This window comes from Kribbella sp. NBC_01505 (assembly GCF_045040285.1).
In the GTDB taxonomy this organism is placed as follows: Bacteria; Actinomycetota; Actinomycetes; order Propionibacteriales; family Kribbellaceae; genus Kribbella.
In genome coordinates this window covers 9276282-9297764 of record NZ_CP109425.1, presented here as the reverse complement: position 1 = coordinate 9297764, position 21483 = coordinate 9276282, and the positions used below count along the sequence as shown (strand labels likewise).

The 21483-nt window shown below is 68.9% G+C and carries 14 protein-coding genes and 1 riboswitch; of the genes, 6 read left to right on the top strand and 8 right to left on the bottom strand.

The genetic code is table 11. The annotated features are described in order from the left end of the window. Position 1: 1 nt before the first annotated feature. Positions 2-376: a glycine cleavage system protein GcvH gene (gcvH, locus tag OG474_RS43280; protein WP_405059506.1), complete on the bottom strand. Its 375-nt coding sequence runs from the start codon at positions 374-376 to the stop codon at positions 2-4. Next, positions 376-1485 (bottom strand): glycine cleavage system aminomethyltransferase GcvT, encoded by a 1110-nt coding sequence (gcvT, locus tag OG474_RS43275; protein WP_405059505.1) that lies wholly within the window; start codon positions 1483-1485, stop codon positions 376-378. The genes gcvH and gcvT overlap by 1 nt, the downstream gene beginning before the upstream one ends. Before the next feature lie 155 nt (positions 1486-1640). After that, positions 1641-1735, bottom strand: a riboswitch (glycine riboswitch). A 74-nt stretch (positions 1736-1809) separates the two neighbouring features. On the opposite strand from gcvT, the gene OG474_RS43270 reads away from it, so the two are divergent. The 3 genes from OG474_RS43270 (at position 1810) to OG474_RS43260 (ending at position 8360) form a co-directional block, all read left to right on the top strand. After that, positions 1810-2553 carry a hypothetical protein gene (locus OG474_RS43270; protein ID WP_405059504.1) on the top strand — a complete coding sequence of 248 codons (744 nt, stop codon included), beginning with the start codon at positions 1810-1812 and terminating at the stop codon, positions 2551-2553. Then, entirely contained in the window at positions 2550-3806 is a 1257-nt protein-coding gene (locus tag OG474_RS43265; RefSeq protein ID WP_405059503.1) for a hypothetical protein, read from the top strand. The genes OG474_RS43270 and OG474_RS43265 overlap by 4 nt, the downstream gene beginning before the upstream one ends. A gap of 99 nt (positions 3807-3905) precedes the next feature. Next, entirely contained in the window at positions 3906-8360 is a 4455-nt protein-coding gene (locus OG474_RS43260) for a glycoside hydrolase family 2 TIM barrel-domain containing protein (protein ID WP_405059502.1), read from the top strand. Here the strand turns inward: OG474_RS43260 and OG474_RS43255 are convergent. Then, entirely contained in the window at positions 8324-9625 is a 1302-nt protein-coding gene (locus OG474_RS43255; RefSeq protein WP_405059501.1) for a lysine N(6)-hydroxylase/L-ornithine N(5)-oxygenase family protein, read from the bottom strand. The genes OG474_RS43260 and OG474_RS43255 overlap by 37 nt on opposite strands. Positions 9626-9798: 173 nt before the next feature. Between OG474_RS43255 and OG474_RS43250 the strand changes: the two genes are divergently transcribed. Together OG474_RS43250 and OG474_RS43245 are read left to right on the top strand one after the other, a co-directional pair. Further along, positions 9799-10341 (top strand): RNA polymerase sigma factor, encoded by a 543-nt coding sequence (locus tag OG474_RS43250; protein WP_405059500.1) that lies wholly within the window; start codon positions 9799-9801, stop codon positions 10339-10341. Further along, positions 10338-11111 (top strand): hypothetical protein, encoded by a 774-nt coding sequence (locus OG474_RS43245; protein WP_405059499.1) that lies wholly within the window; start codon positions 10338-10340, stop codon positions 11109-11111. Before OG474_RS43250 ends, OG474_RS43245 begins: the two co-directional genes overlap by 4 nt. Here OG474_RS43245 and OG474_RS43240 read toward each other — a convergent pair. After that, a complete protein-coding gene (locus OG474_RS43240) occupies positions 11104-11577 on the bottom strand; it encodes a nitroreductase family deazaflavin-dependent oxidoreductase (protein ID WP_405059497.1) in 474 nt (157 codons plus the stop codon). The two genes, OG474_RS43245 and OG474_RS43240, sit on opposite strands and share 8 nt — an antisense overlap. A 10-nt stretch (positions 11578-11587) precedes the next feature. Further along, positions 11588-14431, bottom strand: a complete 2844-nt coding sequence (locus OG474_RS43235; protein WP_405059496.1) for a helix-turn-helix transcriptional regulator — start codon at positions 14429-14431, stop codon at positions 11588-11590. A 106-nt stretch (positions 14432-14537) separates the two neighbouring features. Here OG474_RS43235 and OG474_RS43230 point away from each other — a divergent pair, with 106 nt between their 5' ends. Next, entirely contained in the window at positions 14538-15728 is a 1191-nt protein-coding gene (locus OG474_RS43230; protein ID WP_405059495.1) for an epoxide hydrolase family protein, read from the top strand. A gap of 79 nt (positions 15729-15807) precedes the next feature. Here the strand turns inward: OG474_RS43230 and OG474_RS43225 are convergent, their stop codons facing one another. Genes OG474_RS43225 through OG474_RS43215 form a run of 3 tightly spaced genes read right to left on the bottom strand, consistent with a single transcriptional unit; the run spans position 15808 to position 21474 of the window. Next, positions 15808-16836: a DUF6177 family protein gene (locus OG474_RS43225; protein ID WP_405059494.1), complete on the bottom strand. Its 1029-nt coding sequence runs from the start codon at positions 16834-16836 to the stop codon at positions 15808-15810. Beyond that, the gene (locus tag OG474_RS43220; RefSeq protein WP_405059493.1) at positions 16833-17114 is read right to left on the bottom strand and encodes a hypothetical protein; all 282 of its coding nucleotides are present in this window, start codon (positions 17112-17114) and stop codon (positions 16833-16835) included. The genes OG474_RS43225 and OG474_RS43220 overlap by 4 nt, the downstream gene beginning before the upstream one ends. 28 nt (positions 17115-17142) lie before the next feature. Further along, positions 17143-21474: a toxin glutamine deamidase domain-containing protein gene (locus OG474_RS43215; RefSeq protein WP_405059492.1), complete on the bottom strand. Its 4332-nt coding sequence runs from the start codon at positions 21472-21474 to the stop codon at positions 17143-17145. Between the last annotated feature and the right edge of the window lie 9 nt (positions 21475-21483).

The following is a 21483-nucleotide window of genomic DNA, read 5'->3' as shown; positions in this document are numbered from 1 at the left end:
CTCACTCGCCTCCGATCAATACGGCGTACGCGCCGGCGTCCAGCAGGTTGGGCGGGCCGGTGACCTTGATCCGCAGCAGCCAGCCGGCCTGGTACGGATCGGTGTTCAGCAGACCGGGGTCGGCCACGACGGCCTCGTTGAGCTCGATGACCTCACCGTCGACCGGCGCGAACAGGTCGCTGACCGATTTCGTGGACTCGATCTCGCCACAGGCGTCGCCGGTGGTGATCGCGGTGCCGACAGCCGGCAGGTCGACGTACACGACGTCGCCGAGGGCCTCGCCCGCGAAGGCGGTGATGCCGACGGTCGCGATGTCGCCGTCGAGGGCGATCCACTCGTGGTCGGCGGTGTAGTGCAGTTCAGTAGGGACAGACATCAGGACTCCTGGCGGCGGTAGAAGGGGAGCGGTACGACGACCACGTCGTCCTGGGTGCCGCGGATGTCGACCTGCAGCCGAGTTCCCGCCTCTTCGTAGATCCCGTCGACGTACGCCATCGCGATGGGGTGGCCGAGGGTGGGGGACGGCGCGCCGCTGGTGATCGTGCCGACGGTGCGACCGGTCGCCGGATCCAGAACGGCGTACCCGCTGCGTGGTGAACGCCGGCCCGTCGAGGTCAGTCCGACCAGCACCCGCTGCGCGCCCTCGTCACGGCGACGGGCGAGCGCCTCGCGGCCGACGAAGTCCGCTTCCTTGCCGAACGCAACGACCCGGCCGAGCCCGGCCTCGAACGGTGTCAGCTCGCGGCTGAGTTCGTTGCCGTAGAGCGGCATCCCGGCTTCGAGCCGCAGCGTGTCCCGGCAGGCCAGCCCGGCCGGCTTAAGCCCGTACGGCGTACCGGTCCGGAGCAGCTCGGCCCAGATCCGCGAGGCCTCCTCCGGACGGCAGTAGATCTCGAAGCCGTCCTCACCGGTGTAGCCGGTGCGCGCGAGCAGGATGTTGCTCCCGGCAAGCTTCGCCTCGGTGATCGCGTAGTACTTCAGGCCGTCGAGATCGGCCTCGGTCAGCTCGGCCAGGATCTGCTTGGAGACCGGACCCTGGACCGCGATCAGCGCCCAGCAGTCGGTCGCGTCGCGCAGCTCGACCGCGAAGCCTGCAACTCGCTGTTCCAGCTCAGCCAGTACGACGGCTGTGTTGCTGGCGTTCGCGACGATCAGGAAGTGGTCGTCGGCGAGCCGGTAGACGACCAGGTCGTCGATGATGCCGCCGTCCTCGGCGCACAGCATCGAGTACCGGGCGCGGCCGGGCGCGATCTTCGACGGCTGCCCGACCAGGCTGTGGTCGAGGGCCGCGGCCGCGGTGGCGCCGATCACCTCGAGCTCGCCCATGTGGGACAGGTCGAACAGACCTGCGGTAGTCCGGACAGCCGTGTGCTCGGCGATGTCGGAGGTGTACCGAACCGGCATCGTCCAGCCCGCGAAATCGGTGAACGAAGCGCCGAGCTGCTGATGCTCTGCCTGCAATGGAGTCGCGCGTGACTCTGTCATAGATCGGGAGGCTCCCTCGGTCAGGCACCGCACGTGCGGTGCCACTGCTGGGTGACCTCCCCGCTCTGTCATCTGTACCTGAGAGCTTCGCCGCCAGGTGAGGCGGTTTGCACCGTGGGTGCGGATCCCGAGGGACCCGTCTTTCCAGAGTTCGCCTCATCGGAACGGTCAGTGGGCCTGAGAGATTCTGGGGAGATTTGCTCCTTCGGCGCCGGGCTACCTTGAGCCCGGACTCTCCCGCCCCGATTCGAACGGCGCGATATGCAGTTAGGCCGCCGACTCTAGCAGCCGTCCCGGACCCGCGGATGTGGTTGGCTCCTCTCTGTGATTGCACCCGAGGTCTCGCGTCGTCACCTGCACGCCCAGCTCGTCGTCTGGATCGTGTACGTCGGCATTCCGGTCATCTTCCTGACCTCGCTGACGGTGATCGGGGTCCGGAGCAACCCGGTCCGCTGGATGCCGGTGCTGATCCCGCTCGGAGCGTTCGCCGCCGGTTGGTACCTCCGCGGCCAGTGGCGGTACCGGGTGCAGACCTGGTCGCCGATCGGCGCGGTGATGGGCGGTCTGACCGGCTTCTTCACGGCGCTCTACACCGCCAACGACCCGCTGTACTTCCTCCTGGGAGGTGCAGTCGGCGCGTTCGCCGGGTATCTCGTCGGCCGGCACGGCGAGCGGCTCCTGCTGCACCCGCTGGACGTGGGCCTGGCCGAGACGCCGTACCAGGTGATCCTCCGGTTGCGTGGCATTCCGCGGGTCCGGGTCGCGATCGACGACACGGCTATCCAGCTGATGATCAGGGTCCGGACCACGAACGGCCGGAAGACCAGCTACACCGAGGAGTCCGTCGATGTTCCGCTGGAGGAGCTGGCTGGGGCATCGGTGCGGTATCTGTCGGGGAGCGAGGACCTCGTGTACCCGATCTGGAGCGATCAACCACCGGTGGCCAGCCCGGGTCCGGCGCTCGTCGTACAAACTTCTGCCGATGAATGGATCCTGCCGCACGACGACGCCGTCGTACTGGGGCAGATCATCGACCGTCGGATCGCACGACTGAGGAGTACCCAGTGAGCGGAATTTCGACCTTGAGCCTGGTGCTGATCATCCTCGCGGTGGTCGGCGTCGCGGTGGCCGTCGCGCTGATCGTTCGGCGGCAGCGATACATCAAGTCGTTGCGGGACCGCGGCTGGGTGTTCAACGGCAGCCCGGGGTTCGACACGGTGGCGCCGCTGTCCAATCCGCCGTTCGGGATGGGGTTCAAGCGCTCGCCGGACGATCAGATCACCGGCCTCGCCACGAGCTCCCGGCCGTTCCAGGTCATCGAGTACAGCAGTGAGTACTGGAGTGGTTGTGTCGGCATGGTCAAGCTGTCGCGGCGGCTGCCCGAGCTGTGGATCACCGGTGGCCGGACCCGGTCGCGTGCCGGGGTGTCCGCGACCATGGTGCCGGTCCCGCCTCAGCTGGCGGAGTGGGGCTGGGCGGTCGGAGTCCAGGACCCGGCGTTCGCGAACGACGTGCTCAACGGCCAGTTCTGCACCACTCTCATCGCGATGGCCAGTAGTCAGCCGGGCGTGAACCTGAGTATCGACGGTGATCAGTTGGTCGCCGAGAGCCCGCCGTACAAGGATCCCGAGCTTCTGGCGCCGTGGATCGAGCAGCTGGACGCCATAGCTGCGGCGATTGACGCCTCGCCGCTCGACCGCTGGATTCAGCCCGAGCGCGAGCCGCGGCTGAGCTTTTACCAGCACCCGGAGTGGTACTGGATCGGCCAGGACGACAGCCTGCTGCAGAGCACGCCGACCACCCGCAGTGGCCACGATCACAGCACCAGCGACGTGATTCGCGGCCGGGACGGCGACGGTCCGCCGTTCGTCGCGTTCACCCACCACTGGAAGACCACCCGGACCGAGAGCTCCACCGACTCCGAGGGCCGCACGACCACGCGCACGGTCACCGAGAACCACAGCGAACCGATCCTCGGCTTCGAGCTCCCGGTGCAGATGCCCTGGATCCAGGTCAGCCGGCGCGGTTTCGGCCGCGGCATCAGCTTCGAGAGCGAAGCCTTCAACGAGCAGTTCGCGATCCACGCCCACGACCAGAAGTTCGCGTACGACGTCATCCACCCGCGCCAGATGGAGTTCCTGATGGCCGCAGGGCCGGCGTCGTTCCAGGTGGTCGGCAACTGGGTCTGGTTCGAGGCCGGCCGCCACGACCACCAGACGATCGCGCGGAACTCCGCCATCCTCCGCGACTTCCTGGCCTGGATCCCCCGCTTCGTCTGGAAGAACCTCGGCCTCCAGGACTCGCCGTACCCGCAGCGCTGAGCGACCGAAACCGGACGCGCTCTTGACCCTGTAACGACGGACACCTAGCGTGCGGGATGCTGAACTCTGTGTGATTCTGTTCGATCCTGGGGAGTGCGCTTGTCTTTCGGAGATTCGGCCGCCCGTCGCCGTAGCTGGTTCACTGCTGTCGCCGTAGTCGCAGGTCTGCTCGTGGGGTTGCCCGCGGCGGAGGCTGCGCCTATTGATGCCTATCGGTATCTCGAGGATCCGGGGATGGTCGCTGAGGGGCAGGTCGCTCCGCATACCCGGTTGTGGCCGTACGCCGATGACTCGGCGGCGGTTCGGGGCGGCGCGGGATCGCCGTACGTGCGACTACTGAACGGGCCGTGGAAGTTCCGGCTCGGGAAGACGCCGGACGATGTTTCCGGGGCCTGGCAGACGGTGCAGGTGCCGCATACGTGGCAGAGCGACTTCCTCGATCATCCGATGTTCCGGAACATTCCGGAGGAGGTCTGGCCGGATGCGCCGCCGAAGGTGCCGCGGGATGTGAACCCGACCGGCACTTACGAGAAGACGCTCGAGCTGCCGGCCGGTGAGTCCGGGCGGCGGCAGTTGCTGCGGTTCGAGGGCGTGACGAGCGGCTACTTCGTGTGGGTCAACGGCACCTACGTCGGCTACGACCAAGGCGGATACAGCCCGGCCGAGTTCGACATCACCGACCAGGCGCACGCAGGTCGGAACACGGTCAAGGTCCAGGTGCACCGGTGGGGATCGGGTTCCTATCTCGAGGACTACGACCAGTGGCGGTACGCCGGGATCTTCCGCGACGTCTACTCGTATTCGGTGCCGCAGGCAAGGATCCAGGACGCCTACATCACGACCACCCTGGACGCCGCCTACCGCGACGCGACGCTGACGGTCGACACCGAGCTGGCCGGGGCCGCCCCGGGTTCGGTGCTGACCGCGACCCTGCGCGATCCGCGCGGGCGCGTCGCCAAGACGTTGACGGGTGGACCGAAGCTGACTGGCGTCGTACCGAATCCGGCGAAGTGGTCGGACGAGACGCCGACGCTCTACAGCCTGGTACTGACGTTGACCGACCCCGCCGGCAAGGTGGTGCACCGGACCAGCCAGAAGGTCGGGTTCCGGTCGATCGAGGTGAAGGACAAGCAGATCCTGCTGAACGGGAAGCGCATCCTGTTCCGTGGCGTGAACCGGTCCGAGACGGATCCGAAGACCGGTCGGCACATCACCCATGAGGCGATGGAGAAGGACGTGCGGCTGATGAAGCAGCTGCACATCAACGCCGTCCGGACCTCGCACTACGAGAGCGACCCCTACTGGTACGAGCTCGCCGACAAGTACGGTCTGCTGATCGACGACGAGGTCGACATCGAGACGCATGCGCACGAGTCGTGCCCGTCGGTGTGCCTGGCCAGCAAGCCCGAGTGGCAGGCGGCGTACCACGATCGGTTCGTGGCGATGGTGGAGCGCGACAAGAACCATCCGAGCGTCGTGTTCTGGGACACCGGCAACGAGGCAGGCCTCGGTACGGCGCACTTCGCGATGGCCGAGTGGGCCGACGCGAACGAGTCGACCCGGTTGCTCTATCACCAGTCGAACTCACCGGACGGCGATGCGCCGTTCGCCGATGTCGCGGGACCGCGGTACCCGACGCCGGCCTCGTTGGAGAGCAAGGCGAAGTCGTTCACCAAGCCGATCGTGATGGGCGAGTATGCGCATGCCATGGGCAACGGTCTGGGGAACTTCGACCAGTTCTGGGCGCTGGCCCGCAAGTACCCGTCGATGCAGGGCGGGTTCATCTGGGACTGGGCCGAACAGAACCTGGAACAGCCGCTGATCCTCACCCCGGACTCGTCGCCGAAACGGCTGCAGACGTTCTTCGTCGGCAAGCCTTCGATCGGGGCAGGCCATCAGGGCAAGGGTGTCGTGCTGTCCAGTTTGGACGATTTCGTCAACGTGTTCCGCGACCCGGCGCTCGACGTACCGGGGCCGTTGACGCTCGACACCTGGGTGAAGCCGGACGCGTGGACGGGGTCGATGCCGATCCTGACCAAGGGCCAGCAGTACGCGTTGCAACAGCCGAACGCGACCACACTCGAGTTCCGGGTCAAGCTCAACGGCGTCGCGAAGACGGTCACGGCGCCAACACCTGCCGGCTGGGTCGGCAACTGGCATCGGGTGACCGGGACCTACGACGGAACCGCGCTCACCCTGTACGTCGATGGTCAGCCGGCTGCGTCGATTCCGGCGACCGGTTCGATCGAGCCGGGGGTGTGGGAGGTGAACCTCGGCCGGAACGCGGAGACGCAACAGGATCAGACCGGGAGCCGGCTCGCGCACGGCACGCTCGACCAGGTCCGGATCCTCAAGCGCGCGTTGACCGCGGCCGAGGTGGCGGCCGGGGCCGATGCGACCCAGGACGCCGTACTGGCACTGGACTTCGAGAGCACGAGTGATGCCGGGCGCTTCCAGAGTCTCGGGATCAGTCTGTCCGGGACCGATGGGCTGGTCGGAACCGATCGCTACCTGCAGCCCGAGACGGCCGAGATGGCGTGGGCGCAGTCGCCGTTGCGGTTCTCGTCCACCGAGCCGGGCGTGGTGACGATCCGGAACGAGCAGCAGTTCGCGCCGCTGGACTTCACCTTGCGCTGGGCGGTGCGGCAGGCGGACCAGGTGGTCAAGAAGGGTGCGCTGCCGCTGACCTTGGCCCCGAACACCGAGCGAGTCGTGCGGCTGCCGGTGGTCGCGGACAATCCACGGTCGCTGGAGCGCTTCCTCGATCTGGATGCCGTCAGCAAGGGTTCGCTGATCCAGCGGGACCAGTTCCGGATCGGCGGCACGGTCGTTGCCGGGACCAAGGACCGGCCAGCTGCTGGAAAGCCTGTTGTGCAGTCGATAGGAGACAAGCTCATTGTCTCCGGCAAGGAGTTCCGCTACACGTTTGCCGAGGGCAAGCTCACCTCGATGATTGCGCGCGGCAAAGAACTCGTGAAGCGCGGTCCGGAGCTGGACGTCTGGCGACCACCGACGTCGAACGAGACCTACGACTGGGGTACGGCGGATCGCCAGGTCTGGAACGCGATCGGCCTGGACCGGCTGCAGCTGAAGCCCGGTGCGAGCACAGTGGCGACACTCGCGGACGGCCGGATCCAGGTGACCGCTCCCAGCGTCGCCGCGGCCCCTGGCCACGAAGGCGAGCTGTCGTTCGACCAGACGATGACCTACACGATCGATGCGGGAGGAGCGATCACCCTCGGGCACGCGGTGACGCCGCGCGGCAGCAAGCTCGGCGATCTGCCGTATCTCCCGCGGGTCGGGTTCTCGCTGCAGGTCCCGGAATCGCTGAGTCGGTTCGCGTACTACGGTCGCGGCCCGGAGGAGAGCTACAACGACCGCGCCTCGGGGACCCGGATCGGCGTGTTCCGGAGCACGGTCGACGAGCAGTACGTGCGGTATTCGCGTCCGCAGGCCTACGGCAACCACACCGACACCCGCTGGACGAGCCTGTCGGATCGGCGCAACGGCGTACTGGTGGCAGCGGCCAAGGGTGATTTGGTGGACGTGAGTGTGACGCCGTACGACCGGCTCGATCTGGCCGAGTACGACTTCCAGCGGCCGCTCGTGCGCAACCGCGGTTGGGTGACGTTGCACGTCGAGGACGCCGAGACTGGGATGGGCGAGACCCCGAACAGCGTGCTCGCGCCGTACCGGATCGACCCGACCAAGCCCCGCTCGTACGCCGTCACGCTGCGACCGCTGGCCGCGGATGAGGCGGTCACAGGTGCGCCCGCCATCAAGGGGCCGCCCGCGTGCGACCCGACCACGGCCGTGAAGCCGCAGGGTGCCGCGAAACAAGGCGTGCCGCAGACCGTGCAGGTCACAGTGACGGGGGAGTGCGCCGAGCCGGTGCGTGGTCTCGTGGTGAAGCTGCAAGGGCACGCGGACTGGAAGGTCGAGCCGGCCGAGGTTCGACTGGACGAGGTGGGAGCGGGACAGACCCGGATCGCCACGTTCACGGTGACGCCACCGGCGACCGCGGACTTCGGCCCCTACACGTTGCTCGCGACAACCAGTTTCACCGGCGCCGAGCCGATCACCGCCACAGCTCAGGTCACCCTGCCGCTACGACCTGGGCAGCGTTGGGCGAGTGAGCTCCCGTACGTCGGTACGCCGTCGAACGGCTGGGGGCCGGTCGAACGCGACACCAGCAACGGTGAGGATCAGGCGGGCGACGGAGTGCCGCTACAGGTCGGGCAAACCAGCTACGAGAAGGGCTTCGGCGCGCACGCGAACTCGACCATCACCCTGGACGTGCCTACCGGCTGCACCCGCTTCGACGCCACCGTTGGAGTGGATGCAGAGGTGGGTGGCGCGGGCAGCGTGAAGTTCGAGGTCCGCGCCGACGACGTCCTGCTCGCATCCACCGGACAGGTCAACGGAGGCTCAGCAGGTACGCCGGTCTCTGCCGACCTGACTGGACGCTCGCGGATCCAACTGGTGGTGACCGACGCCGGTGACGGGAACGGGAACGATCATGCCGACTGGGCAGCCGCACGCTTCAGTTGCTGAGGCGCGCGGTTCCCCTGGATCGACTCGAGAATCTCGCCGGCCCGCACGGAGATGTTCGACAGCAGCGACGACGCGAGACCGTGGCTGTGCTCGGTGCCACCACCCTGCAGGTAGATGCCCGCTCGGACGGCCGGGGTGGTCACGACGCGGTAGTCGCGGCCGATCCGGACCCGTCCGGCCTGGTCCCGGCGGCACTCACTGCCGAGGTCACCGAGGAACTCGGTCGGGTCCCCGGGGGTGTACCCGGTGCAGAACACGATCAGGTCGGCGTCGATCGGCGTCTTCTGGCCGGTGCTCAGCGACTCGATCGTCAGCGAGACGCCGGTGCTGTTCTCGGCGAGGTCGATCACCCGGGAGACGTTGAAGAACCGCAGACGTTCCTTGCCCACGATGCGCTCGCGGTAGCTGCGGCGGTACAGGTCGTGGATGACGTCGGTGTCGACGACCGAGTAGTTCGTGTTGGCGTGGTACCCGAGGAGTTGCTGCTTGACGTCCTCCGGGGCCGAGTAGAACTCGTCGACCGCGTCCGGGTCGAAAACGCGGTTCGCGAACGGGCTGTCGTCGGCCGGGCTGTAGCCGAACCGCGAGAAGACTGAGCAGACCTCGGCCGCCGGGAACCGGTCGTGCAGGAAGCCGGTGACCTCGGCGGCGCTCTGGCCGGCGCCAACGACGACCACACGGCGCGGGGACGCATCGCCCATCTCCTGGACGCGGTACAGCAGGTCGCGGTTGTGCCAGATCCGCTCCGACGCGGTGACGCCGTCGGGCAGCCGCGGCGACAGGCCGGTCCCCAGGATCAGGTTGCGGGTGCGGTGCGCCTCGCGGGTGCTGCCGTCGGCCGAGGTCGAGGTGACCTCGAACTCGTCGACGAAACCGTCGTTCGTGATCGGCCGGACGGCCACCACGGTCCGGTCGTAACGGACCACGTCCGCGACCTGGGCCGCCGCCCACTCGAGGTAGCTGTGGAACTCGACGCGCAGCGGGAAGAACGTCTTGTTGTTGACGAAGTCGATCAGCAGGCCGCTCTGGTGCAGGAAGCTCAGGAAGCTGAACTGGCTGGCCGGATTGCGCAGAGTGACCAGGTCCTTGAGGAACGAGACCTGCATGGTCGCGTCCTCGATCAGCATCCCGCGGTGCCAGCCGAACCGCGGCTGCCGCTCCAGGAAGAGCTGCCGCGGGGCCGCCGCGCCGAGCTCTCCGGCGGCGATCGCCACGGCGAGATTGGAGGGGCCGAACCCGACCCCGATCAGTTCGAAGCCTTCCACAGGGCGGATCCTCCTCATTGGCGGTAAGGCGAGGCTAACCTAATAGGCGAACCCAAAGCCAGCGGGGGTCCAGGGCACGCGGCCGAGCTGCGAACCCGCGAAATCGGTGCTAAGCCCCGATTCGCTCACCCCTTGGTGAGATACACCTTGGGGGGTGGTGGACAGGTTGGGGCATGAGCAAGCAACCGGATGAGCGCGAAGAGCGGTTCGTGGCCTTGTACGAGGCGACGTACGCGGATCTCGTGCGATTCGCACAGCGGCGGGTGCCGGAGTTGCAGGCCGAGGACACCGTGGCGGAGGCGTTCCTGGCTGCCTGGCGGCGGCTCGACGATGCGCCCGCGCAGCTGTCGGACGCGCGGGCCTGGTTGTTCGGGATCGTCCGGAACACGATCCTGAACAGCCACCGCGGTGCGCGTCGGCAGCGGGCGGTGGCGGTCCGGCTGGCTGAGGTGGCGAGCACCTGGCGCCCGGACGACAGCGAACTCGTCGCTCGCCAGGTCGATCTGGCCCGCGCGTGGGAACGGCTGTCCGCGGTGCATCAGGAGGCGCTTGCTCTGGCGGTGATCGACGACCTCCCGGGCCGGGAGGCGGCCGCGGTGCTCGGCATCACGAGCGTCGCGTACCGGCTCCGGCTGTCCCGGGCGCGCAATGCCCTGCGCGGTCAGCTCGATCACCGCCCCATCCCCACACGTTTCACCGAGAGGCAACCCTCATGAAAGACCTCGCCGAGTTCGCCGCGCTCAAGACTTTGGACCCTGCAACCGCCGACGTCGATCCGCACAGCCCGCGCGCCCAGGCGTCCCTGGAGCGCATCCTCGCCACCGACCCGTCGCACGGCGTGCGTCGGCCGCGGCTGCGGCGCCCGCTTGTGCGCGCAGCAGTCGCCGTCGCGGCCGTGACGGTCGCGGCCCTGGTCGTCTTCGTCCCGCGCCAGGGCGGACCACTGCCGAACAGCGACGCGTACGCCGGCTGGACCGCGGCACCCTCGGGGCTGTCGCCCCAGGAATACGCCGCATCTGTCGCAGCGTGCCGCAGTTCGCTGCAGAGCCTGGAGCCCACCGACGGCGCCGAGGCTGCCATGGTCGAACGGCGAGGCAAGTGGGCGATCGTCATCCTCAAGGGCCCGAACAAGTTCCAGGGCTACTGCATGACGAACCTCGTCGACTACGACAAACAGAGCGGCTACGGCGGCACTGCCGGACCCAACCCGCCCACGGTGGGTCCGCGCGAGCTCGCGGTCCTGGATCTGGGCGCGGTCGGCGGCAAGCAGGTCGGTTGGGTGACGTCAGCGATTGGCTGGGCCGGCTCCGACATCGTCGGAATGACTTACACCAGCCCGACCCGTGGCCTCGTGAAGGCCACGGTCAAGAACGGCTACTTCGCGTTCTGGGTGCCAGGCTGGGAGTTCGAGGGCCCGGCCCCGGTGCCGGTGCGGGTCCGGTACCGCGACGGTACGACCGCCGCGACCACGATCCAGCTCAAGTAACAGGCTCCAGGCGGAAGACGCGGATCTCACGGTTCGGGGCACGGGTGGCGTAGGTGTTGTAGGCCGGCCAGTACGCCGCGACCGCGTCCCAGGTGGACTGGCGTTCGTCGCCAGTCAGCAGGCGGGCGTGGACCGGGACGATCCGACCCCGCACAGTGGCGGTCGCCTCGGGCTGGTCGATCAGGTTGGCCGACCAGGCCGGGTGGTTCTCGCCGCCCCAGTTGGAGCCGATGACGACGAACGCTCCATCGCGCTCGACGTACAGGAGCGGGACCTGCCGGGGCTGACCGCTGCGGCGACCGATCGACGTGAGCAACAGGGTCCGCAGCCCGATCGACGAACCGACCCCGAACCGCCCGTTCGTACTGCGAAGCAGCCGCTCGTCGACACGCGTCAACGCCTGCCCCACGCCCGCGAACGCCCTGGTGGTGCCGAGCTTGCCGATCAGCCGCTGCAATCCGTTCATTGGCCGGAGTCTAGGGGTCGCCGTCCGCGAGCAGGCCTCGGGTGTGGGCGATCGCGGTGGCCTCGGTGCGGGTGGTGGCGTTCAGTTTGGTCAGGATCCGGCCGACGTGGACGCCGACGGTCGCCGGTGAGATGTAGAGCTCGGCGGCGATCTGCCGGTTCGGCAGGCCGCGTGCGAGCAGCCGCAGTACGTCGTACTCGCGCGCGGTGAGCCCGCTGTCGTCGACCGTCAGGGTTGGGGGTTCGAGGCGGGCGCGTTGACCGAGGGTGGCGATCCGCTCCAGGTAGACGCTGCTGCCGAACTGGGTGGCGAGGTCGCGGGCTTCTTCGAGGCGACGGCGGGCGCCTGCCCGATTGCTGGCGGCCAGGGCAGCCTCGGCGGCAGGGATGAGGCACTCGATCAGGCCGAACAGATGTCCGAGCCGGCGCCAGTTGTCGGCGGCCTGATCCCAGTCGGTCATCCGGCCGGGGCCAAGAGCAGTGTGGATCGTGCACCGGTAGGCCTCCAGCAACGCCGTACCAGGCGGTATCAGGTCGACCAGCTCACCGACCTGCGTGCGTACGGCGGCGGCGTTGGCGGCGATCTCGCGGTTGCGGGGTGCTGCGGCCAGCCGGGCTCGCTGCAGCAGCGCGATGCTGAGCAGACCGTCCTCATCCGGGACGCCACCATGGGTGGCGCAGTGCTGCAGATAGATCTCGACTGTCCGGCCGGCCGACTCGGGATCCTGCCGGGCTGCGGCCAGCTCGCACCAGCCCATGGTGACGTAGCCGAGGATGTAGTCGCGCAGCACCGGCGATCCGGCGGCAATCTCCTCCGGAGATGGCAGTACGTCGGCCGCCCGATCGAACTCGCCGCGGTAGGTGTGGACGGTGGCGAGCATGCCGCACGTTCCGATCCGGTACAGCGGCTCAGGTTCCGCGGCCAGCACCTGCTCGATCACGACCAGCGCCTCGTCCCAGCGCCCCAGGATCAGGTACGTGGAGGCGAGGTTCACCCGCAGCAAAGGTCCACGCCAGTTGAGCATTCCGACCAGCTCGACCTCGCGCAGGGCAATCGGCACCGCCTCGACGAGTTCGTCGTACCGGCCGGCCCAGGCCAGCGTCGAGATCTCCCAGAGAGCGTTGGCCACCAGGGTGTAGTCGTCACCGATCCGGCGGGCCGTCTCGCGGGCCCGGCCGGAGGCGGCCTGTGCCGCGGCGGTGTTGCCGGCGATGAGTTCGGCGAATCCGAGCGCGGCGAAGCCACGGCCACGCAGCCGCTCGTCGCCCAGCACCTCGGCGATCTCGAGCAGGGTCGCCGCGTGTTGCCGGGCCGGCGCGGGCTTCCGAGCCGTCGCCGCGTCGACCGACAGGCCGTAGTGCAACAGACCGAGCGCGTACGACGGCCGGTCCGGCAGCAGGAGCTGAGCCCGGTCGAGGTCCTCGCGGGCGCCGAGGTCCATCCGGCTGCGGAACATTGCTCGGTCGAGGAGCACTTGTGCAGCCTGCTCCGGCTCGGCATCCGGGTCGATCAGCTCCAGCGCCTCCGTGCAGTGCGCCGCGCCCTGCTCGGCCCGCCCGGCCGGAACAGCAGCTGCGATTGCTCGCCGAAGCAGCGTCAGGCGGACCTCTGCACCGGACTCGGTCTGCGGAAGCAACGTGAGCGCGCGGAGCAGGTGGTTGTGTTCCTCGGCGAACGCGAAGCTCGCCTTGGCTTCGTCGGCAGCGACCAGCGCGGCCTCGAAGGCTTCGGTCGGCCGACCGGCCAGATACCAGTGCTCGGCCAGCTCGGCAGCGGCCAGCCCCTGTACGGCGAGGTCCGGCCGCTCGGCCAAAGCGGTCGCTGCCCGGGCGTGCAGCCGTCGCCGTTCGCCCGGGAGCAGCCCGGTGTAGACGGCCTCGCGGATCAACGCATGCCGGAACTGATAGCCGTGCGGGGTCTGCAAGAGTTGGTCGTGTTCGACCAGTTCGCGCAGGGCAGTGTCGAGCTCGTCGTCGGAGCGATTCGCCAGCAGGGTCAGGAGATCGTGGCCCACGGCCGCACCGGCGATCGACGCGACCGCCAGCACCGGACGCGCCGTGTCGGACAGCCGGGCGACCCGCTCCTGAAGCAACGCTCGCAACGGGCTCGCGGCGTTGCTGTTCGCGTCGACCGCGAGGGCTTCGACGAACAACGGGTTGCCACCGGACCGACGGTGGATCGCGGCGGCCCGCGCCGGGTCGTAGCGACCATCGAGGGTGGTCAGGAGCTCACCGACGTGCCGTTGCTCGAGCGGCCCGAGTTGGAGCGTGGTGATGTCGGAGCGGCGACCGAGCTCGGCGACGAGCTGCCGGACCGGATGACCCGCGGGGAGTTCGCCGGTGCGGACGGTGCCGACGAGCAGGACCGGGAGATGGCCGAGGTTGCGGGCGAGATAGCCGAAGAGTTCACGGCTCGCACCGTCGGCCCAGTGCAGGTCTTCGAGGACGAGCAGCAGTGGACGCTGGGCAGCAGCACGTTCGACCAGGGCGAGCAGCTCCTGCAGGAGCGTCAGCCGGCTGCCCGGTGCGGCTTGGTCGGACTGACGGGGCAGGAGGCCGGCGAGCGCCGTACCGGATGAAGTGCCGCCTTCGGCCGTGACTAATTGCCGGACGATGGGCAGGAAGGCGACGTACGGGAGATGTTCGGCACCCAGCTCGGGGCACCCGCCGGTGACCGGGAGCCAGTCCGGGCCGAGCGTCTCGGTGAACTCGGTGACGAGCCGGGACTTGCCGATGCCGGCCTCACCGGCGATCAGGACCCGCGCCGAACCACCGGCCTCGACCTGCGCGGCCGCGGTTCGTAACGCCTCGAGTTCGTCGCGTCGCCCGACGTACGGGGAGCCGTCACCGGACATGGAAATACCGCATTCCACGGATTCGCCGGATGCGGTCTGCCAGCACGCTGTGATCGTAGACCGGCCGGGGGCTCGAGGCAGCCGGTATCACCAAGCTCATCAGGAGATGACAGTGAACACTCCGAACAGCGCGCCGCGGGATACTGCGGACGACAGCATCCGGCCGTTGCGGATCGAAGTTCCCCAGTCACAGCTGGATGATCTCGCCGACCGGTTGCAGCGGGTCCGCTGGGCCAACGAGCTGCCGCGCGACCAGGTCACCGACGGGGTCCAGCGTGGTCCGGTCGTGCCGGGCTGGGAGTACGGCGTACCGCTGGAGTATGTGAAGCGGCTCGTCGAGACCTGGCGGGACAGCTACGACTGGCGCAAGTGGGAGGCGCGGCTGAACGAGTACCCGAACTTCACCACTGAGATCGACGGGCAGAACATCCACTTCCTGCACGTCCGTTCGCCCGAGCCGGACGCCACGCCGCTGATCCTCACGCACGGTTGGCCGAACAGCGTGGTCGAGTTCCTGGACGTGATCGGCCCGCTGACCGATCCGCGCGCGTACGGCGGTGATCCGGCGGATGCGTTCCATGTCGTGGTGCCGTCGCTGCCGGGCTTCGGGTTCTCCGGGCCGACGTACGAGAAGGGCTGGAACCGGCACCGGACGGCGCGCGCCTGGGCCGAGCTGATGCGCCGGCTGGGATACTCGAAGTTCGGTGCTCATGGCAACGATGTCGGATCGTTCGTGTCGCCCGAGCTGGGCCGGATCGCGCCGGATCAGGTGATCGGCGTACATGTCACCCAGCTCTTCTCGTTCCCGTCGGGGGACCCGGCCGAGTTCGAGGGGATGAGCGAGAAGGACATCGAGTACCTCGGGTTCCTGCAGACGTTCAACGAGGAGATGTCGGCGTACGCGAAACTGCAGGAGACCGCGCCGCAGAACCTCGCTCACGCGCTCGCCGACTCGCCGAGCGGGCAGCTCGCCTGGATCGCGCAGCTGCTTTCGGCCTGCGAGGACGAGCACGTGCTGACGAACGCGACGATCTACTGGCTGACCAACACGGCCGCGTCCTCGGCCCGGTTCTACTACGAGGACCACCACGCGGAGCACCCGACCGAGGCGACCAAGACGCCGACCGGGCTGGCCAGTTTCGCGAACGACTTCACGCCGCTGCGCCGGTTCGCCGAGCGCGACCACGCGAACATCGTGAGCTGGAACGAGTACGACCGCGGCGGCCACTGGGCCACCCAGGACGCCCCCGACCTCCTCGTCGAAGACATCCGGAAGTTCTTCCGCACCTTCCAGTAGGCATCGGGAACCCAGTTGGCTCAGCGGCCGTCAGATGTGGCGCTGGACGGTCTTTTGCAGAAGGCCGTCCAGCGTTGCCTTAGTTTGGCGTCGCGGAATGGTGTGCGGTGGCGATCGAGATGCGGCGCATGGTGATCGCGAACGACTGCCAGTCGGGCTCGCTGTAGCCGGTGCCGATCGGGAACCACAGGGCGCTGTCCCGACCGATCGCCTTTGCGGCACCCGCGGCGATCGCCTTCGCGGCTCCGGGCCCCATCGCCGCACGTCCCTCGGCGCCGAGCACCAGCGCGATCGGGTCCGGTACGCCGGTGAAGCGGGGAACCGTACAGGTGTCGGCCGCCGCGCCGCTGCCGAGCACGAACAGCGACACCAGCTCGAACTTGTCCGCCAGTGCAGCGATCGCCGGAAAGATTGCCTCCGGCAACGGTGCGTCCAGACCCGGTTGACCGATCGCGAGCGTGACCGTCTCCTCGAGGCCGGCCGGGCGGACGCCGATCTCGACGATTCCGTTGGCCGGACGGGTCGTCGTACCGGGTGCCGGACCGGTCACGGTGAGCATGGTCCGGCGCGGGGACCAGCGGCGGCAGAAGCGGGTGAGCTCTCGGGGATTCCAGTGCTGGGTGACCGGCTCCTCGGTACCCCAACCGGCCGGCGGGCCGCCCGCGAGATCGCGCAGCAGGAATTCGGTCGCGCGGCCGACGACGGTCGATTCGGCTGCTGGGTAGCGCACCCGGGCGACGAGCTGGAGGGACGCGTGGATCGCGTCGGGCCTGGTGAGCCACGCGCGGGTGGGCCTCGGGTTGTCCGGGTCCCCGGCGGAGACGAACTGCTCGCCGTTCCACGTCAGCGGTTCGCCGTTCAGGCCGTCGTACGGCTGGTCGTCGTCGGAGATCACCCAGCGGGCGACCGCGCCGGGCGCGAGGAGTTGGGTGCGGAGCGCGTGCGTGACGCGGGTGGTCGGCGGGGTGACGAGTTGCAGTTGGCGGTCGGTTCGTTCGGCGGCGAGTGCTGCGTCGATCACCCAGCTCGACAGGCCGAGGACCTCGCGGTCCTGCATCATCACCAGCGCCTCGGCGGTGGTCTGGTCCGCGCCGGCGACTTCGATCATCGGAGGTCCTCCGGTGCTGCGTGGGTCCGATCGGCCCGGGCGGCCGCGATGGCCTCGTCCAGGCTGAGGTGGCTGGGCGGGAACGGGAAGACGGTGCCATCGGCAACCAGGTAGATCTGGTTCGCGTAGCCGGGTGGGACGATCACGATCCATTCGTCGACCGTCGACGTCTGCCAGGTGTCCAGGACCTCCGGCGTCCATGACGCGGGATCGATCGAGTGCTGCGCGAGCCAGCCCGCCAGGTGGGCGCGGGCTGCGAGCTCGTTCGGTGTCGGCATCAGTTGGTTCCTCTTCCGGTCGGCACGGCTACCACCTGGACTCCGGCTCGGCCGGCGAGCCGCCTTCCCAGTCGCCGTTCGGTTCGCGGACGGTGAACTCGAGGCGTTTGAGCTGCGACTTGTACGGATGCGGCCAGGGCGCGTCGATCCCCTTCGGCGACGGCTGCGGGTCGAGATGCCTGATGTTGCCGTGGGCATCGACGTACGCCGAGAACCAGTGCCCGCCGGCGCCCGCCCACTCGACGCAGATCGCGGCGACCGTGCCCGGCGGACGGCCGCGCAGTCCGGCCTCGACCTCTTGGTACGCCTTGCTGGTAAAGGCTTTCTGGTGGGCGGCCGGGTCCGGGTGATTCGGCGGGACGTGATGGTCGAGCCGGAAGCCGGGGCTGCGGACGCCCATCCACTCGTACGAGTCGTCGTAGTCACCGGGCGCGGGGCCGCGGTGCAGATCCTTGTTGAAGTCACCGTCGGCGAGACGCACCCGACGGCCCTGGATCGCGTCGACCGTGGCGCGCATGACCGCGGAGCAGTTCATCTTGAACTCGACGCCGAGGGCGAAGTTCGGGTTGAGGAGGTTGAGCCAGTTCCGGACGGTCAGCAGCGGATTCTTGCCGGCGGCAACTTCCAGCCGGTGCTGGCCGACGCCGCCGGGGTCGACCGGGTTGTAGCGCACCGGCGCGCGATCGCCGCGCGGAGTGCCAGGCTCGCCGTACGGCGGAGGTTCGGTGAGCCCGAGTTCGTCCGCGGCCTGGTACTCGCGCGGACCGAACTCGTCGAACAACCGATCACCCGGCTGCACCCGAACATGCGGCGGCCGCCCCCGCTCCTGCGGAACGTGCCAACTGACGTTCTGCGGATCGTGCAGGTCCTTCCAGTCCGGCGAGTTCCTTCCTACGTTGTGCGGGTCGGGCGCCTGACTCTGCCGGGCCGTCGGACGCACCGGCACGGCTCCAGTCCCGTCGACCTCGCCGGCATGCTTGGCGTAGATATCCGCAAGCCGCTCGTTCCAAGCATCCACACCCCCTTGGTCCCCAGCCCTCCACCGCCCAGCCTGCCCCGCCTGCTGAGCCGGCCGCCCACTGTGCCCAGGCTGTCCACTGTGCCCAGGCTGAGGCTGACCCGGCTGTCCGCCGTGCCCAGGACGCTCGGTGTCGGCGCGATGCTGCGCCCCACCGTCGCCGTGCGTCCGGTCGACGCGGATCCGCTCCGTACGATCCGACCCCGCATCATGCCAACGAGCCCCATCGTCCGACCCATCGACATCCTCCCGACGTACGGGCTGCGTGCTGTCCGAGTCGGGGTCGTGGCGTACCGGGTCTGTGTCACCGGATGTGTTGTGGGGCTGGGGTTCGGGGAGGCGGTGGGTGGGGTTGGGGGGTGCGAGGGTGCTGAGGGTTTCGGGGGAGAGGGAGTTGGGGGAGTTGGGGGTGTGGTGGTTTGGGAGCGTCGGGAGGTCGTCCACGTCGACGAGGTGGATGACTGTCTCGATTGCTTGGCGGGGTTTGCCGTCGGAGGTGTGGTAGCGGGTGTCGAAGGTGACGTTGTGGGTGACGCCGACGACGCGGTAGCGCTCGTTGCGGGGCTGGACGAGTTCGGCTTCGGAATCCTCGAGGCCGCTGAGCTTGCCGACCGGTGCGCCCTTGCGGGTCTTGATCTCGAGGACCACGCCGGTGCGCTTGTACGCATGGGCGAAGCCGGAGGCGACCGCCGGGTTCCGCGAGGTGTGCTGGAACGCCTTGAAGTCGACGTCCTCGCCGACCTTGAACGCCTCCTGCGCCCACTTCTGTACGTCGCCGTGCGGAAGATGCGCGGGCATCCGAACCCCGCGATACACCATCCGCGGCACCGGCGCCTTCGGAGCGTTGCGGACCACCTGATCGAGTTCGTGGGCGGCGCGGATCGAGCGATCGGTAAGACCGCTGCCGCCGTCGATCTCCATCAGCCGGCGGAAGTCCTTCAGATCGTGCCCGGCGTACAACGCCCGGTTGATCGCACCGAACGTGCTCTGCGTGATCAACCTGACCGACTCGTGGAACTCCGGCGGTACCTGCCGAGCGAACTCCTCCGCCTCCCGCGCAGTCCGAGCCAACACCTCCGCATCCGCAGTACGCCGTACCGCCGCCGACTCAAACCCATGCTCAGCCGCCGTCCGCGGCACCCCGTCGTCGTCCCCCGCATGGTTCCGATAAAGCTCCGCCAACCGATCATCCGAAGCACCCGCGTGATCATCCGATGCACCTGCGCGGTCGTCGGAGGTCGGTCGTGCGCCGTCGTCGTCGCCTGGGTGGTTGCGGTAGAGATCGGCCAGCTTGTCGTCGGAGCCGCGCGGGCTGTCCGCGTGGGTGGCTGGGTCGTGGGGGTTCGAGGGTTCGTGGTGGGCGGCGGGTTCGCGGGGTGGGGTGGGGTCGGCGGGGCGGGTCCTGGTGGGCTGATCGAGGCCGGGGCGGGTGAGACCTTCGCCTTCCAGACGGCGGCTGTCGATGCGGTCGCCGCCTACGCGATCTCCTTCGACGCGGCGGCCGCTGACGCGGTTCGGGTCGAGACGGTCGGCGATCGAGCGGCCGCCAGCCGGTTGCCCGTCGTGCACGTGCGTGCCGGTCGGTTGCCCACCGGACGTGTGAGCGGCGGGCGGTAGGTGGGTGGGCAGGTACGGCGGCACCGCGGCGTCGGACTCGTGCCGAACCGGCTGCGGGTCGCCCGGCCGGCCGGCTTCCGGGCTGCCCGGGCGGTCGCCGGGTTGGCGGTGGTCCGGGTCGGTAGGTGTCCCCGGTCGCGCGGGATTGCCCGGCGTACCGGCCGGGTGGCTGGTCGGTGGGGAGGCAGGCGATGGCTGGTGGGTGCCTGCCGGATTGTGGGAGCTGGGTATTCCCGGGATGCCGGGGGTGCCAACGGGGTTGTTGTGGAACGGGGGAGTGAGGGGCGGGGTGACGGGGTCGCCGGGTGGGCGGTGGTCTGGGTCGGTGGGTGTTCCCGGCCGGGTGGGGTTGCTCGACGTACCGGGCGGTGAGGTGGGGCCGCCTGGAGTCGGCGGGTGTCCGGGTGCTGGCGGGACCGGGCCGCCGGTGATGGGGTGGGTGGGGTACGGCAGACCACCTGGACCATCTGGACCGGCGTGGCCACTGGTGATGGGGGCGGCGGGGGTGTGGGTTAGGGGAGTGCCGGGGGTTAGGCGGACTGATTCGCCGAGGATGGGGATTCGGGAGTAGCCCTTGAGGACGTCGCCTACCAGGGGGACTTTGAGGCCGCCTTCGAGCAAGCCGGTGCGGACGGTGGACTTGAAGTCCAGGAACTTGTCGGCGGCGCCGGCGGCTACGCGGATGGGGGCGATCTTGCCGGCCAGGCCTAGTTTGCCGGCTTTGGAGGCGGCGCCGGCGAGTTTGGTCGGGCCGACCGGGATCAGGCCGAGGACGCCCATGACCGAGGCGGCCTGGTTGCCTTTCGACCAGTCGTCGCCGATCTGGTGCACGGTGTCGTTCCAGCGCTTGTCCAGGTCGGCGCTCATGCCGTCGGGGAGGAGGCCGCCGACGCCGGGCACCTTGTTCGCCAGCATCAGCATGTCGGCGCCCATCTCGGCCCAGGCGTCGAACATCTGGTGCATGTCGGCCGGCGGGTGACCGAAGGCCCACTCGACGACGTTGTCGTCCCATTCCCAGCCGGTGGACTGGATCGCCCACTGGAGGCCGATCAGGCTGGTGAGGCCGTCGAGCGCGCCGAGGGCGACGTGGCCGAGGTCGACGATCCACGGGGCGTCGTACTCCTCCGGCGTACCCCACGGTGGTGGCGGTCCGCTCGAGGCGTCACCGGACTGCAGGACGCGACCGCCGATGTTGCCGGGGCCCTTGCGGGTAAAGCTCTCGCCCCACCACTCGCGGCCGCCGATCAGCTTCTCGATCTTGTTCGCGTAGGTGACCTGGATGTCCATCATCTGCTTCATCAGCTGACTGGTCTCGACGTGGTAGCTCATCTCCTCGTCGGTCCACTCCCGCCAGCTCTTCCAGTCGTCGCCGCGGGCCTCGGCCTGCTGGACCTTGCCGACGAACGCGCGGGCCCGGACGAGCATCTTCTGCAGCTTGTCGTGCGGGCCCTGCATCTCGTGGGCGAACTCCTCGATCGCCGACCCCATCGACTCGACGTCGCTGCCGAAGTCGTAGGCGAGCACGTACGCCGGGCGCAGCGACAGGATCAGCGTCTCCGCCTCGGGTGCGTGGTAGCACCCGGACAGACCTTCGAACGCGCTGTTGACGTCGTATCCGGTGGACCGGATCGCGGCGCCGACCTTCTGCAGTTCGGCGCCGGTGTAGGCGAGCACCTCGGGGCTGGTCCCCGGGAAGAAGTCGGGGACACCGTCAGGATTGAACATGGGCCGGCC

Coding starts and splice junctions, on each gene's coding strand:
- gcvH (WP_405059506.1), bottom strand. CDS start 376: ATGTCTGTCCCTACTGAACTGCACTACACCGCCGACCACGAGTGGATC.
- gcvT (WP_405059505.1), bottom strand. CDS start 1,485: ATGACAGAGTCACGCGCGACTCCATTGCAGGCAGAGCATCAGCAGCTC.
- OG474_RS43250 (WP_405059500.1), top strand. CDS start 9,799: ATGAGCAAGCAACCGGATGAGCGCGAAGAGCGGTTCGTGGCCTTGTAC.
- OG474_RS43245 (WP_405059499.1), top strand. CDS start 10,338: ATGAAAGACCTCGCCGAGTTCGCCGCGCTCAAGACTTTGGACCCTGCA.
- OG474_RS43240 (WP_405059497.1), bottom strand. CDS start 11,577: ATGAACGGATTGCAGCGGCTGATCGGCAAGCTCGGCACCACCAGGGCG.
- OG474_RS43235 (WP_405059496.1), bottom strand. CDS start 14,431: ATGTCCGGTGACGGCTCCCCGTACGTCGGGCGACGCGACGAACTCGAG.
- OG474_RS43230 (WP_405059495.1), top strand. CDS start 14,538: ATGACAGTGAACACTCCGAACAGCGCGCCGCGGGATACTGCGGACGAC.
- OG474_RS43225 (WP_405059494.1), bottom strand. CDS start 16,836: ATGATCGAAGTCGCCGGCGCGGACCAGACCACCGCCGAGGCGCTGGTG.
- OG474_RS43220 (WP_405059493.1), bottom strand. CDS start 17,114: ATGCCGACACCGAACGAGCTCGCAGCCCGCGCCCACCTGGCGGGCTGG.
- OG474_RS43215 (WP_405059492.1), bottom strand. CDS start 21,474: ATGTTCAATCCTGACGGTGTCCCCGACTTCTTCCCGGGGACCAGCCCC.